The sequence below is a fragment of the Kitasatospora sp. NPDC057223 genome (assembly GCF_042669755.1).
Lineage (GTDB): Bacteria > Actinomycetota > Actinomycetes > Streptomycetales > Streptomycetaceae > Kitasatospora.
Window position 1 is genome coordinate 1 of record NZ_JBHUWW010000179.1, and the last position, 14063, is coordinate 14063.

General features: G+C 75.4%; 7 protein-coding genes. 1 reads left to right on the forward strand and 6 read right to left on the reverse strand.

Annotated elements, in window-relative coordinates:
• Positions 1–74: 74 nt before the first annotated feature.
• The 6 genes from ACFUK0_RS36535 to ACFUK0_RS36560 all read right to left on the reverse strand — a co-directional run bounded on the left by ACFUK0_RS36535 (position 75) and on the right by ACFUK0_RS36560 (position 12490).
• A complete protein-coding gene (locus ACFUK0_RS36535; RefSeq protein ID WP_380257689.1) occupies positions 75–4694 on the reverse strand; it encodes a condensation domain-containing protein in 4620 nt (1539 codons plus the stop codon).
• Positions 4694–8107, reverse strand: coding sequence for an amino acid adenylation domain-containing protein (locus ACFUK0_RS36540; RefSeq protein WP_380257691.1), 3414 nt, complete (start codon positions 8105–8107; stop codon positions 4694–4696). The genes ACFUK0_RS36535 and ACFUK0_RS36540 overlap by 1 nt, the downstream gene beginning before the upstream one ends.
• 3 nt (positions 8108–8110) lie before the next feature.
• The gene (locus ACFUK0_RS36545) at positions 8111–8332 is read right to left on the reverse strand and encodes an MbtH family protein (RefSeq protein WP_380257693.1); all 222 of its coding nucleotides are present in this window, start codon (positions 8330–8332) and stop codon (positions 8111–8113) included.
• Between the two features lie 74 nt (positions 8333–8406).
• Positions 8407–10581, reverse strand: a complete 2175-nt coding sequence (locus ACFUK0_RS36550) for an amino acid adenylation domain-containing protein (protein ID WP_380257695.1) — start codon at positions 10579–10581, stop codon at positions 8407–8409.
• On the reverse strand, positions 10578–11276 hold the full coding sequence (locus ACFUK0_RS36555; protein ID WP_380257697.1) for a thioesterase II family protein: 699 nt from the start codon (positions 11274–11276) through the stop codon (positions 10578–10580). The genes ACFUK0_RS36550 and ACFUK0_RS36555 overlap by 4 nt, the downstream gene beginning before the upstream one ends.
• A gap of 86 nt (positions 11277–11362) precedes the next feature.
• On the reverse strand, positions 11363–12490 hold the full coding sequence (locus tag ACFUK0_RS36560) for a thioesterase domain-containing protein (RefSeq protein ID WP_380257699.1): 1128 nt from the start codon (positions 12488–12490) through the stop codon (positions 11363–11365).
• 244 nt (positions 12491–12734) lie between these two features.
• Here ACFUK0_RS36560 and ACFUK0_RS36565 point away from each other — a divergent pair, with 244 nt between their 5' ends.
• On the forward strand, positions 12735–13727 hold the full coding sequence (locus tag ACFUK0_RS36565) for a TauD/TfdA family dioxygenase (RefSeq protein ID WP_380257701.1): 993 nt from the start codon (positions 12735–12737) through the stop codon (positions 13725–13727).
• Positions 13728–14063: the final 336 nt, after the last annotated feature.

Sequence of the window (14063 nt, forward strand, 5' to 3'; positions counted from 1 at the left end):
GTACCGACATCCACGTCGGTACCGGCCCCGGCTCCCGTCCTCCCGCCCCGGGGAACGCCCTCAGGGCTCCCGGCTCAGAGATCCGCCGCCCGGAACTCGCAGATCTGCTCCCACAGCAGCCTGGGGGTCCGGAACATGTCGACGACCTGGAAGTCGTCGGGGATGACGATCTCGTAGAGCTGCTCGATCGCCACGATGAGGCCCACGGTGGCCATCGAGCTCAGGCCCGCGTCGGCCAGCGGGACGTCCGGGTCGAGGTCCCCCTCGAAGGACGCGCCGGCGAGCGCGTCCCGCAGCAGGGCCTCGAACCCGTCGTCCCAGGGCTTCGCCTGCGGCTCCTCGCCGGGCCGCGCGCTGTCGGGCGGCTCCGGGAGCCGCTCCAGGTCGACCGTGCCGGCCTCCGTCAGCGGCCAGTCGTCCACCTCGACCAGGACGTCCGGGATGAGATGGCGCGGCAGCCTGCGCTCGGCGAGCGCCCGGCGGATGTCGTCCGGCGCGAACGCCTCGCCCGCCGCGACGCGCAGGTAGCCGACGAGCCGCTGCCGGGCGTTGGCCGGGTCGGCCCGCCGCACCACCCGGCAGTCCAGCACCGAGGGGTGGAGGCCGAGCAGTTCCGCCGTCCGGTGCGGGCCGACCGGGCCCATCGGCTCCAGCCTCCCGTCCCGGCCGATCCGCGCGAGCCGGCCGGCGCGGTGGAGCACGTCGCCGCCGTCGCCCGAGCCGCCGTCGCCCGTGCCGCCGACCCGGAGCTCCCCGACCACGCCGGCGGGCAGCCGGCGCAGCCGGGCGTCGACGACCCGGAGGCTCAGGCCGGGCGGCGGCGTACCGTCGAACGCCACCGGGCCGAAGAGGCCGTCGGCCCCGAGGGTCTCGATCACCGTCGCCCGGCCGCGCAGCCCGGCCAGCACGGCCGGGGCCGGGTGGTCGTCGCCGTCGACGACCAGCGTGAGCGGCCCGGGGGAGGACTCCAGGACGCGCTGCGCGACGAGGGGCGTGGTGCGCAGGTGGGTCACCTGCCCGGCCGAGACCAGCGCCTTCATCTCCGGCACCGCCTCGGCGGGCGGGGCGGTGGTGAGCAGGACGGCGCCGCCGGAGGCCAGGGCCGCCGTCCAGACGAGGAGTCCGGCGGCGGTGGTCGGCGGATCCGCGCACAGCCAGGACGATCCGCGGGCGCCGCCGGCGCCGCGCGCGGCGAGTTCGCCGAGGAGCTGCCCCGTCGCGTGCTCCAGCGCTCGGTGCGACAGGGCGGTGCCGGGAGCTGCTGGGTTCCCGGGGTCTGCGGCCAGCACGCAGGCCGTGCCGGCCGGGAGGTCCGCCGGCGGCGTCACCAGGGCGAGGCTGCCCGCGTCGGGGCCGTCCGCCGCCGGGGTGAAGGCGGCGCCGACCCGCCAGACACCGAGGACGGCGGCGACGGCGCCGGGGTAGCGTCCGGGCGCGACCGCGACCAGGTCGCCGGGGCCGATGCCGCGCTCGCGCAGTCCGCGCGCGATCCAGTCCGCTCGGACGTCGAGCTGCTCGTAGCTCAGCGACTCCTCGCCGCACCGCACGGCGGCGTCGCGGGGGTACTCGCGCAGCGCCCGGGCGAGGGCCTCGGCGACGGGCAGCGGCCGGTGCGGCTGCTCCCCGGTGCGGTCCAGGGCGCGCAGGCCCTCCCGTTCCGCCCGGGGCAGGCAGGCGGCCCGGGCGTCCCCGTCCGGGCCGAGGGACATCTGCTCCAGCACCGTCCGGTAGAGGGCGGTGAGCCGGACGGCGGCCTCGCGGCTCAGCCGGTGGCTGGTCGTGTTGAGCTTGAGGATCCCGGAGATCGTGAAGACGTGCAGCGCGAACTCGTTGTCGTTGTCGTTGTACGTCGCGTCCCAGTCGAGCAGGCTCTTGTCGACCTGGCGGAAGTCCAGGTAGTTGAAGAACACGTCCAGCAGCCGGCCGCCGGGGCCGAACTCCTGCTGGATGACCTGCATGGGGAACACCCGGTGCGGCCACAGCGCGGTCAGGCCGTCGTAGACGGCCCGGACGAGGTCCCCCCAGGTGCGCGTCCCGGCGGGCATGGCGAACGGCAGCGTGTTGAGGTACATGCCGAGGACCTGGTCGGCGCCGACGATCTCGGGCCGCGCGTCGCACACCAGGCCGGTGTAGAAGTCCTCGGTGGCGACGACCGTGCTCATCACCTTCATGTGCGCGGCCAGCAGCACCGCCTTCATCGAGGTGCCCGTCGCGGTGGCCAGCCGGCGCAGGTCCTCCTCCAGGTCCCGGAAGTCCAGCATGTGCTGGTACCGCTCGCGGGCGAGCGTCCGGTCGCCCTGCCAGGCGGCGGGCAGCGCGGTGTCGGTCCGGCCCTCGACCACGCCCCGCCAGAAGTCCCGGTCCTCCTGGGACTCGCGCGCCGCCGCCTCGGAGGCGACGTAGTCCGCGTACCGGAAGGGCACCGGCGCGGGCTCGGCGGGCGTGCCGCCCGCGCGGATCTCCCGGTAGCCGGTGAGGATCTCCATCAGCATCGTGTGGAAGCTGAAGCCCTCCAGGATCGGGTGGCACTCGGTGATGGTGATCCACCAGTCCTGCTCGCCGTCGGCGCGGTGCGCGTGCACGCGGATCAGCGGGGCGCCGGTGATGTCCATCGGGGAGCGGCGCTCCTGGGCGGCGTACTCCTCCAGGGCGGGCCGCCAGCCGCCGGTACCGAGCGAGCCGTGGTCGCTCACCCCGACGTCGATCCGGGCGGTGCGGTGCACCAGCTGCAGCGGGACGGAGTAGCGGTTCAGCTCGAAGCTGGTGCGCAGCACCTCGTGCCGGTCCACGACCAGCTGGGTCGCCCGCTGCAGTGCGGCCGGGTCCAGCTCCCGGTCGTCGCGGACCAGGTACGAGGTGGTGTCCTGGTAGGTGTTGACGTCGGGCCGCGCCCGCAGCTCGATGATCATGCCGAGCTGGGTCGCCGTCAGCGGGTAGGCGTCCGCCACCCCCGGCGGCAGCGCCTCGCGGTCCTGCGCGCCGATCAGTGCGAACGGCGCCACCGGGTCGGGCACCGCGCCGGCGCCCGGCGCGCCGGTCGCCTGCTCCGCGCACCAGTCGGCCAGTTCCTCGATGCTCTGGTAGGCGAAGATGTCGGTGGCCGACACCTCCAGGCCCTCGGTCCGCAGCCGGGCGGCCAGCGCCACGGCCCGCAGCGAGTCGCCGCCGACGTCGAAGAAGTTGTCCTGGTGGCCGACGCTGTCCAGCTCCAGGACCTCGGCCCAGATCCGGTGCATCCGCTCGGTCAGTGCGGCGGAGGACCGGGCGCCGCCCGGTGCCGGCTGGGCCTGCTCCTGCGCACCCGGCGCCCCGGCGGCGGGCCGCGCAGGCCCCGCCGCGATCGGCTCCTGCGGATGGCGGACCAGCGTGTCGAGCAGCGACTCCCAGTCCGCGGCCCAGGCCCGCACGCTCCGCTCGTCGATCACCGCGGCGGCGTATTCGAGCCGCGCGAAGAGCCGCCGGTCCGAGGACTGCGCGACGTGCATGGTCAGGTCGAACTTGGCGTCGGGCGCGACCGTGGAGCCGACCCGCTCGGTCAGCAGCCCGGCCAGCCGGAAGCCGCCGCCCTCCTCGGCGCCCTCCATGTCGAAGGCCGCCTGGAACAGCGGGTTCCCGTCCAGCGCGCGGGCCGGGTTCACCTCGTCGACCACCCGCTTGAACGGGACGAACCGGTGGTCGAAGGCGTCCAGGAAGCCCGCCCTGACCTGCGCGATCACGTCGGCGAAGGACTGGCCCGGCGCCTGCCGCGAGCGGACGGCGACCGTGTTGACCGCATAGCCGAGGAGTCCGTCCAGGTGGGGCAGCCGGGTCGAGACCGGCAGCCCCACCGTCACGTCGTCGCTCCCCGTCAGCCGGGAGAGCATCACGTGGTAGGCCGCCAGCAGCACCATGAACGGGGTCGCGCGCTGGGCCGCCGACAGGGCGAACACGCCCTCGGCCGTGCCGGGTTTGACCGTCAGCTCGACGACGCCCGCGCGCCGGTCGGGGCGCGCCGGTCGGGGCCGGTCCAGCGGCAGCGGCAGGTCGGGCGCGCCGCCGAGTGCGCCGCGCCAGTAGTCCAGATGCGGGCGCAGCGCGGCGTCCGTGGTCCGGGCCCGCTCCCACACGGCGAAGTCGGCGTACTGGACCTCCGGCTCCTTGAGCCCGGCCGGCACCCCGGAGGTCTCCTCCGCGTAGAGCGCCCCCAGCTCCGCCGTGATGATCCGGTAGGACACGTCGTCGGCCGCGATGTGGTGGATGTTGACGACCATGAGGTGCAGCTCGGGCCCGATCGCGATCACCGTGACGCGGACCGGCTGGTGCCGGGTCAGGTCGAAGGGCCGGCGGCGCTCCCAGTCGGCGATCTGTTCGGCGCGTACCTCGCGGCGCCCGGCCGGCTCCTCGGCCAGGTCGAGGACGCGCAGCGCGAAGGGCGCGGGCGTGTCGACGACCTGGCGGGGTTCGCCGCCGTCGTCCTGGAGGTAGCGGGTCCGGAGGATCTCGTGGCGTTCCACGATCCTGCCCCAGGACCGGCCGAGCGCCCCGACGTCGAGGTGCCCGGAGAGCCGGAGCGTCCAGGTCATCAGATAGGCCTGGCTGGTGGGGGCGAGCTGGTGCAGCAGCCACATCTGCTGCTGGCCGGAGGACAGCGGCAGCGGCCGGCTGCGGTCCGCCCGCCCGATCGTTCGCGTTTCCTGAGACGGTGCGGCCACCATCAGATGTCCCTCCCTGTCGGTTCACCGTGCGCGGCGGCGTCCGGCTGCACCCCGCGGAGCTCGTCGACCTCCCGGGCGAGGTCGCTCGCCGTCGGCCGGTCGAAGAACGCGCGCATGGACACCTCCGTGCCGAACTCGGTCTGGATGTTCCACAGCAGGCGCGCGGCGAGCAGTGAGCTGCCGCCGCGGGCCATGAAGTCGTCGTCGGGGCCGACGTCCGGCTGGGCGAGCAGCTCGCGGACGAATCCGAGGATGGTCTCCCGGTACGCGTCCGGGCCGGTTCCGGGCTGTGCCACCTCGTCCGCCTCCGCCACGTCGTCGTCCTCCGGGCTCTCGTCGAGCCCGGCCGCGCCGATCTCCAGGTCGGGATCGGCGGCGAACCGCACCGCCAGGCGGCGCAGCCGCTCGGCGAGAGCGGCGGCCGCCTCCTCGTCGTAGAGCGCCGAGGAGTATTCGAGGGCGCCCCCGTAGCGCCCGTCCGGGTGGGGCCACAGGGTGAGCGCCAGGTCGGTCCGGGAGACCGTCCAGGCGCGCCCCAGCAGTTCGAGGTCGCGCTCGCGCGGGACCTGCCCGACGGTGTCGTCGCCGGTCAGCGCGAACAGGTTCTGGAACAGCGCGGTGCGGGAGAGGTCACGCGCGGGGGCCACCGCGTCGACGACGGCCTCGAAGGGCGCGGCGTGCCGGGCGAAGGCCTCCCGGCAGGTGTCCTCGACCAGGGCCACCGCGTCGGCGAAGGGCAGGTCCGGGGTCAGCCGGGGCCGCAGGACGACGGTGTTGAGGAAGAGCCCGACCACGTCGTGGAGTTCCGGGCGGGTGCGTCCGGCGTGCGGGGACCCGACGCCGAAGTCCCACTGGCCGGCCGCCCGCGCGAGCGCGACCGTCCAGAGCGTCAGCAGGACGACGTACGGCGTCGCTCCCAGGCTGCGGCCGAGCGCGGTCAGGGCCTCGACGGACTGCGCCGGCAGGTCGACCAGGACGGCCGTGCCGTCGATGCTGCGCCGGCTCCCGCGCTCGCGGGCCGTCGGGAGTGCGAGGGCCGGCAGGTCGGCCAGCGTCTCGCGCCAGTAGGCGAGTTGCTCCTCCACCAGCTCGTCGGTGAGCTGCCCCCTGAGCCAGGCCGCGGCGTCGGTGTAGCGCAATGGCGGTGGTGGCAGGGCCGGTTCGCGGCCCTGGGCCAGCGCCGCGACCGTCTCCCGCAGCTCCTGTTCGAGCAGCCGGGAGGACCAGCCGTCGCCGATGATGTGATGGCACACCAGGAGCAGCAGCTGCTCGGGCCCGCCGTCCCGCAGGAGGGCGGCACGCAGCAGCGGCCCGGACGCCAGGTCGAAGCCCTCGCCGAGCTGTTCGGCGACGAGGCCGGCGACCCGGTCGGGCGCCGTCTCGACCGTGCGGAGCGCGACCGGCACGCCGCCGGCGGGCTCGACCACGGCGGCCAGCCCCTGCGCGTCCATCACGTACCGGGTGCGCAGCACCTCGTGCCGCGCCACCAGCCGCGTCAGCGCCTCCCCGACCACCGGCGCGGGCACCTCGGAGGGCAGCCAGACCAGGATCGGGAGCAGGTACTCGCGGCTGCGCGGTGCCATCCGGTCGAGGACCCAGAACCGCTCCTGCGCGTGGGACAGCGGCAGCCGGGCGCCCGCCGGCAGCGGTTCGATCGGCTGCGCCCGCGAGGCCCTGCCCAGCAGTCCCGCCTGCTGCCGCGCGGTCGTCGCGTGGTGCAGGTCGCGCAGTTCCACCAGGAGCCCGGACGCCCGGGTGAGTTCGGCGGCGAGCCGGGTCAGCAGCAGCGAGTGGCCGCCCAGGCGGAAGAAGTCGTCGTCGAGGCCGATCTCACCGGCGTCGAGCAGCCGGCGCCAGGCGGCCAGCACGATCCGCTCCTCGGCGGTCCGGGGCTCCGGGGAGCCCGTGGCCGGCGCGAGCGACCAGTCGGGCTCGGGCAGCCGGGCGCGGTCGGTCTTGCCGCTGCTGGTGCGCGGCAGCGCGTCGACCTCGGTGACGAGCGCGGGGACGAACGAGGGCGGCAGCCGGTCCCGCAGGTAGCCGGTCAGGCCCTCGGCGGCGCCGGTCCGCGAGGTGACCGCCCAGGCGGCCAGCCGCCGGATGCCGTCCGGGCCGTCGACCGCCCGGACGGCGGCCTCCACCACGTCGGGGTGGGCCTCCAGGGCGGCCTCCACCTCGCCCGGCTCGATGCGCACCCCGTTGATCTTCAGCTGGGCGTCGGCCCGGCCGACGAAGTCCAGGGCGCCGTCCGTGCGCGGGCGGACCAGGTCCCCGGTGCGGTACATCCGGGATCCCGGCGGGCCCGCCGGGTCCGGCACGAAGTGCTCGGCGGTGCGCGCCGCGTCGCCGTGGTACCCGCGGGCCACTCCGGGGCCGCACAGCGCGAGTTCGTGGAGCGGCTCCTCGCCGGCCCCGCTCTCGGCCGGGAGCAGCACCACGCGGGCGTTGTCGATGGGCCGGCCGATCGGCACGGCACCGGTGCTCTGCCCGGGGTCGAAGCGCTGGGCCAGGGCGTCGATGGAGCACTCGGTGGGGCCGTAGGTGTTCCAGATCTCCACGTCGGCCTGCGCGAGTACGCGCCGGCAGAGCTCCGCGTGCAGCGGCTCGCCGGCGGAGCAGATCGTCCGCAGGCTCTTGCAGGAGGCCAGGTCCGCCTCGGCGGCCAGCAGTCGCAGCATGGTGGGCACCACCTGCACCACGGTGGCCCCCTGCTCGCGGATCGAGGCGACGAGTTCGGCGGGGTCGCGGCCGGCGTCGGGGCGGCCGAAGGTCACCGGGGCGCCGCAGATCAGCGGGCCGAAGATCTCCCAGCCGGCCGCGTCGAAGGTCAGCGGGGTCTTCTGGAGGACCCGGTCGTCCGGGTTCAGGCCCAGGGCCCGCACGCCCCACCGCACCCGGTTGGCGATGCCCGCGTGCTCGACGACGACGCCCTTGGGCACACCCGTGGAGCCGGAGGTGAAGATCATGTAGGCGGCCTGGCGCTCGCCGGCGGCGACCGGCGCGGTGCCCGGGTCGCCCGCTTCGCGCAGCCGGTCGACCCGGTGCGCGGCCGCCCGCGGGGAGATCCCCGCGCCCTGCGCGGCCAGCGGCTCGTCCACGATCACGACGCGCGCGCCGGCCGCCTCGACGATCTGCCGCAGCCGGCCGGCCGGGGCGAAGGGGTCGAGCGGCAGGTAGCAGCCCCCGGCCAGCCAGACGCCGAGCAGCGCCTCGACCAGGCGGGGGCCCGGGGTCATCAGGACGGCGACGACCGACTCGCGCCCCACCCCGAGCCCGGCGAGGGCTCCGGCGACGGAGCGGGCGGAGCGTTCCAGCCCGGCGTAGGAGACCTCGTCGGCACCGGACACGATCGCGGGCGCGTCGGGGTGCTCCCGGGCCCGGTCCAGGAAGAGGTCGGGCAGCAGCGGGATCATCGGCTACCTCGGCTCTGTCGTCACGGGACGCCGCCCGCCACGGGCACCGAGCGGACGCAGGTCCGTCCAGACCGTGGCGATGTGGTTCAGGCACTGCTGCCGGCCGCCGGTGAAGCCCTCGGCGCGCCAGCCCTGCGGAGGCTCGCGGTACGCCTCCCAGATCGAGTACTGCTCCTCGTGGTTGACCACTACTTGGTACGTCCTGTCCGCGGCCGTATCGCTCACCGGGTCCTGCTTTCCTGGGCGCTTCGAAGAGACGGGGATCGGGGTGCGCACCGTGCCGGGCGGCGCCGCGCGGGTCACAGCCCGGCCTGCAGCGCTCGGGTGTCGACCTTCCCGTTGGCGGTCAACGGGATCTCCCGGACGACGAGGATCTCGGAGGGAACCATGTACTCGGGCAGCTCCCGGGCCAGTTCGGCCCGGATCCGGGGGACGTCCGGCGCGCCGCCCGGAGCGGGGACGAGGAACGCGGCCAGCCGCTGCGCCCCCGAGGACCCGGGGTAGGCGATCACCACGGCCTCGCCGACCTCCGGCCGCCGCTGCAGCGCGGCGCGGATCTCGCCGGGCTCCACCCGGTAGCCGCGGATCTTCACCTGGTGGTCGGTGCGGCCCAGCGACTCCAGCTCGCCGCCCCGCCAGCGGCCCCGGTCGCCGGTGCGGTACAGGCGGGAGCCCGGTGCGCCGTAGGGGTCGGGCAGGAAGCGCTCCGCGGTCAGCGCGGGAGCCCCGAGGTACCCGCGGGCCACGCCCGCGCCACCCACGTACACCTCGCCCGGCACCCCGTCGGGGACGGGTTCGAGGCGGTCGTCCAGGACGTACATGGTGGTGTTCTCGATCGGCGGGCCCAGCGGGACGAGACCGTCGGCCGGCAGCCGGGTGATCTCCTCGCCGGAGTTCCCGACGGTGATCTCGGTCGGCCCGTACTCCGTGCCGACCGGCGTGCCGCCGGGCCCCGCCAGCTCGCTCCAGCGGCGGGCCAGCTCGGTCGGGAAGGCGTCGCCGGCGGCGATCACCAGCCCGGCGAGGCCGTGCGCCTCCTCGGGTTCGAGGTCCGTGCTCAGCAGGTTCAGGTGACCGGGCGTCATCTTGATGAAGCTGTACGGCGCGCCGGCGGCCAGCAGCTCGCCGAGGTCAGCCGGGTCGAGCGGGTCGGGCAGCAGGTCCACCCGCTGTCCGGTCACCAGCGGGGTGAACAGGCTCGGGACGCCCAGGTCGAAGCCGATCGAACTGAAGTGCGGCGAGCCGCCGGTGCCCCGGGCGGCGTACGCCGAGGCCGTCCAGAGCACGTAGTTCGCCAGGCCCTCGTGGTGCACCATCACGCCCTTGGGCGCACCGGTGGACCCGGAGGTGTAGATGACGTACGCCAGGTGCGCCGGTCCGGCCGTGGCCTCGACGGGGGTCGGCGGCCGCGCTTCGACCGCCGCGCGCTCCTCGTCCAGCAGCACGAACCGTGCCGTCTCGAAGGTTCCGAGCAGCGGAAGGTGCTCCGAGCGGGTGACCACCAGTGCGCAGCCCGCGGCGGCGACCATGTGGCGCAGCCGGGGGGCGGGCAGGTCGGCGTCCAGCGGCAGGTACGGCGCGCCGGCCTTCCAGATGCCGAGGAGCGTCGGCAGCAGGTCCGGGCCGCGCCGCAGGCAGACCCCGACCGGTACCTCGGCGCGCGCGCCGTGCGCGAGCAGGTGGTGCGCGATCCGGGTGGAGTGCTCGTCGAGCTCGCGGTAGCCGATGTCCCGCCCGCCCGCCCGGACGGCGGGCGCGTCCGGTGTCCGGGCCGCCTGCGCCCGGAACAGCGCGAGGACGCCGCCGGCCTCCCGGGCGGCGACCGGCCCGACGGCCCACCGGCGCAGCACGGCGTGCCGCTCGCCGTCGGGCAGGACGGTCGTGGCCGCGTCGCCCTCCGGCGCCCCGGCCATCGCCTCCAGCACCCGGCGGTACATGGTCGCCAGCCGGTCCAGCCCGGCGGCGTCCAGGAAGCCGTCGGCCAGCAGGACGAGCGCGCCGTCGCCGACCCCGACCCGCAGCCCGTGGCGCACCGCGGGGCCGGACGTCTCGTCCGTCTCGTCCGGCTTGCCGAGCGCGGCGGCGTCGGCGGCGAAGAGCACGTGCTCGGCCGGGGCCGGCGAGCCGCCGTCCGGCCCGGCCGCCGGCGGTGCGGCGTGCAGGGCGCCGGCGACCTGCCCGACCAGCTCGCGCCAGGTGCGCGCGCCGCCCGGCCGGACCGTGAGGCTGCGCACGACCGGGTCGTCGGCGCTCGCGAGCAGGCCGGTGCTGAACGCCGCCTCCTCGACGAGCGTGCCGAGCACCTTGGCGTGGGCCGCGGCCGGCACGGCGCCCGGGTCGGCGCCCGCGGCCGCGGCGAGCGCCGCCAGTGCGGGCGCGAGGTCGGCGTACGGGACCTCCGCCCGCAGGCCCGCCGTGGCGTGCTTGTCCGTGCTGCGCCAGGCGCTGGGCAGTCTGAAGTCTCCGGTACTCACCCGTCGGCCTTTCGCTCCAGCAGGCGCCGCGCGATCCGGCCCATCAGTGGTCCGGCCTCGTTCAGGATGTAGTGGCCCGCGTCCAGCAGGTGCAGGGCGAACTCTCTGTCGGTCTCGGCGCTCCAGGCGGCCATCGCCTGGCAGCTGACGAACTCGTCCCGGCGGCCGCCGACGACGGTGACCGGCAGGTCCAGCGGCGGGCCCGCGGTGTAGGCGAGGGTCTCGACCACCTGGTAGTCGGCCCGCAGGATCCGTTCGAACATGGCCATCAGGTCGGGGTCGTCGAGCACCTGCTCGGCCATGCCGCCGTACTTGACGACCCGTTCGATCAACTCGCCCGGGGGCAGCCGGTGCAGCGGCGGGTCCTCGACGGTCCGCGCCCGGGGCCCCTCGGCGGAGGAGACCACCAGCTCGACCGGCGCGGGGCCGCCCGCCGCGACGAGCCGGCGCACGAACTCGGTGGCCGGCACGCTGCCGGAGCAGTGGCCGACCACCACGAACGGCAGGTCGAGCAGCGGCGCGACCTGGGCCTCCAGGTCGTCGAGGAGGGCCTGGCCGTCGGTGAGCAGGGCCTCGCGGACCCGGTTCTCCCGGCCGGGCGACCGGACCGCGCAGAGGTCCACCTCCGGCGGCAGGTGGTCGAGCCAGGGCTTGAAGGCCGCGGCGCCGGCGCCGACGTGCGGGAAGCAGATCATCCGCAGTGCGGCCCCTTCCGCGGGCCGCAGCCGGGCGATCCCCCGGCCGGGCGGCCGGGGGGAAGCTGCGCTTGTGGTACCGCCGTTCATGCTGGGAGCGCCTTCCTCATCGTCTCGGCCACCTGCGGGTCGCGGATGACGGCCAGGGGGGATTCGAGCCCGTGGTCGAGCCGGTGGACGCTCAGCCGGTCCACCGCGCCGGTCCACGCCTGCTCGGCGGGGTGCGGGGCGAAGCCGTCCAGGAACAGCACGGCCCGGCCCCCGTAGCGGGTGTAGTCGTACTCCTGGACGGCCAGCGCGAGCCGGGCCCAGGCCAGTTGGAGCCGGGGGAGGTCCCCGGGCCGCACGGCGTCCTCGTACCAGCCCGCCGCGCGGAACCTCGCGTGGACCTCCTCCGGGCTCTCGTCGCCGGTGAGCGCGAAGCGTCCGGACAGCAGGGCCAGTCGGTGGTCCAGCAACTCGTCCAGGCTCGCCGCGGGCCCGCCCGGCGCCGCCCCGGCGGGCGGGCCGACCAGTGCCAGGAGCGCCACGTCGCGGCCCAGCGCCTCCAGCCGGACGGCGAGTTCGAAGGCGACCGCCGCACCGCTGCCGAACCCGGCCAGCCGCAGCGGCCCGTCGGGCCGGTGCTCGTGCAGGGCGCCCAGAAGGCGGCCGGCGAGCTCCCCGACGGTCACCCCCGGCGTCACCGGCGCCGAGAGCCCGAAGGCCGCCCGGCCGTCCACCCACCCGGCGACGGCGTCCCGCTCCGCCTGGACGTGGCTGTCCGAGTGCACCACGAACAGCGGCTCCGCCGGGTCGCCCGCGGTGATGGGCACCACCCGGACGTCCGCCGCCGCCCGGTCCGCCGCCTCGGCGCCGCCGCCCGGGGCGAGCGGTAGCACCCGTGGCCCGCCGGGCACCGCGGCGTCGCGGGGCAGCGTCAGGTACTCGGCGAGCCGCGCCGGCGTCGGGTTCCGCATCGCCGCCGAACTGCGCAGGGGCAGACCGCGCAGGCGGGCCGCGGCCACGGTGTTCACGATCGCGACCGAGTCGCCGCCCAGCTCGAAGAAGTCGTCGTACGGCGAGACGTCCTGCCCGAAGTGCGCGCTCCAGAGCTCGCACAGCAGGCCCTCGACCAGGTGGCAGGTGAGCGGACGGGCGGTGCCCGCGTCCTCGGCCGGGGGAGCGGCCGCCGGGGTCTGCCGGGGTATTCGGTTCCGAGAATTCGCGTGCACGGCGAGGCTCCGTCTCTTGGATCGAGCTTGTCAGGAAGCTTCGTTTCCGAGCCGGTTCCAGGACAGGCATCCGGCAGGCAAGTTGTCCGGACCCAGTTGCCGGTTCGCTGCCTGGAGATGGTGCCGGGCCGCCGGAAAGACTCGCCGTGGATCGTCGAACGGCGATTGTGCATTCAGCGGCGACTCTCGTCCGAGAGGACAGGCGCCGGTCGCCTCAAGGGTATTCCGACGAGGAGAACCAAGCGTGACCTCAACCATGGCGAGCACGAATACCGACCACATCGAAGAGACCTCCGTACTCGAACTCACCGGCGAGGAGCGACGCGAACTGGAGGCGTCGGTACGGCGCGTGGCCACCGGTCCGGCGCTGGTGGACGACCCCCGCTGGCAGGCCCGGGCCCGGGAGGAGAGCTGCCGGCTGCCGCACCGGCTGAGCGGGGCGGTACGGGCCTTCCGCCACGACCCCGGCGTCGGCGGCACCCTGACGGTCAGCAACCTGCCGCTGGCGGCCGAGACGCTGCCGGCCACCCCCACCGTGCTGGACTCGGTGGAGCGCGGCGCCACCGTGGCCGCCACCGTGGCGGTGCTGCTGGGCAGCGAACTCGGGACGGTGATCGCGTACCGCGACGAGAAGCACGGCGCACTGGTGCAGAACGTGGTGCCGGTGCCCACCCTCGCCGCCTCGCAGAGCAACGGCGGCTCGGTGCGCCTGGAATTCCACACCGAGAACGCCTTCCACCCGCACCGCCCGGACTACGTCGGGCTGCTGTGCCTGCGGCCCGCGCACGAGGACCAGGTGGGCACCCAGCTCGCCTCGATCCGCCGCGCCTTCCCGCTGCTCGACAAGGCCGACCGGACGGTCCTGGCGGAGCCGCGGTTCATCACCGAGGCCCCGCCCTCGTTCCACTCGGCGGACCTCTCCAGCCCGCACCCGGTGCTCACCGGCGCCCCGGAGGACCCGGACATCTGCGTCGACTTCCACGCCACCCGTGCCCTGGACGACGGCGCCGAGCGGTCCCTGGCCCGACTGCGGGAGGCCCTGGGGGAGGTGCGCACCGACGCCGTGCTCCGGCCCGGGGACATGATCTTCGTGGACAACCGGGTCGTCGTGCACGGGCGGGTCGCGTTCTCGCCCCGCTACGACGGCAACGACCGCTGGCTGCACCGCGTCTTCGTCCACCTCGACCACCGCCGCAGCCGCAGCCACCGCCCCGGCAACGGGTCCGTACTCGCCTGAACCCGGCCGCCGGTACCGCGTCCACCTGTGGGAATAGCGGATCCATACCGTCGGCATACCGTCTCCGAATCGGCTGTTCCTAGCCTCGGGACTGTCAGCGGCAACCACTGGTTCCGCTTCCTGCGGGGCGCCTTGACGGCGTACCGCGGACACCGGAAACACAACTGGATACCGTGTTGAACCCCCGCCGGCACCCCCGGTCACCACAAGTGACCGGCGCCGGCCCGATCCGCGGCGGCCACCCCGAACGCCACGAGCGCCGCGCGTCCCCGCGACGCGCCGCCACCCGGGACGGCGGCCGCCGGATCCCGGGCCGGGCCCGCACACCGCTGCGGC

Coding starts and splice junctions, on each gene's coding strand:
- ACFUK0_RS36535 (WP_380257689.1), bottom strand. CDS start 4,694: ATGGTGGCCGCACCGTCTCAGGAAACGCGAACGATCGGGCGGGCGGAC.
- ACFUK0_RS36540 (WP_380257691.1), bottom strand. CDS start 8,107: ATGATCCCGCTGCTGCCCGACCTCTTCCTGGACCGGGCCCGGGAGCAC.
- ACFUK0_RS36555 (WP_380257697.1), bottom strand. CDS start 11,276: ATGATCTGCTTCCCGCACGTCGGCGCCGGCGCCGCGGCCTTCAAGCCC.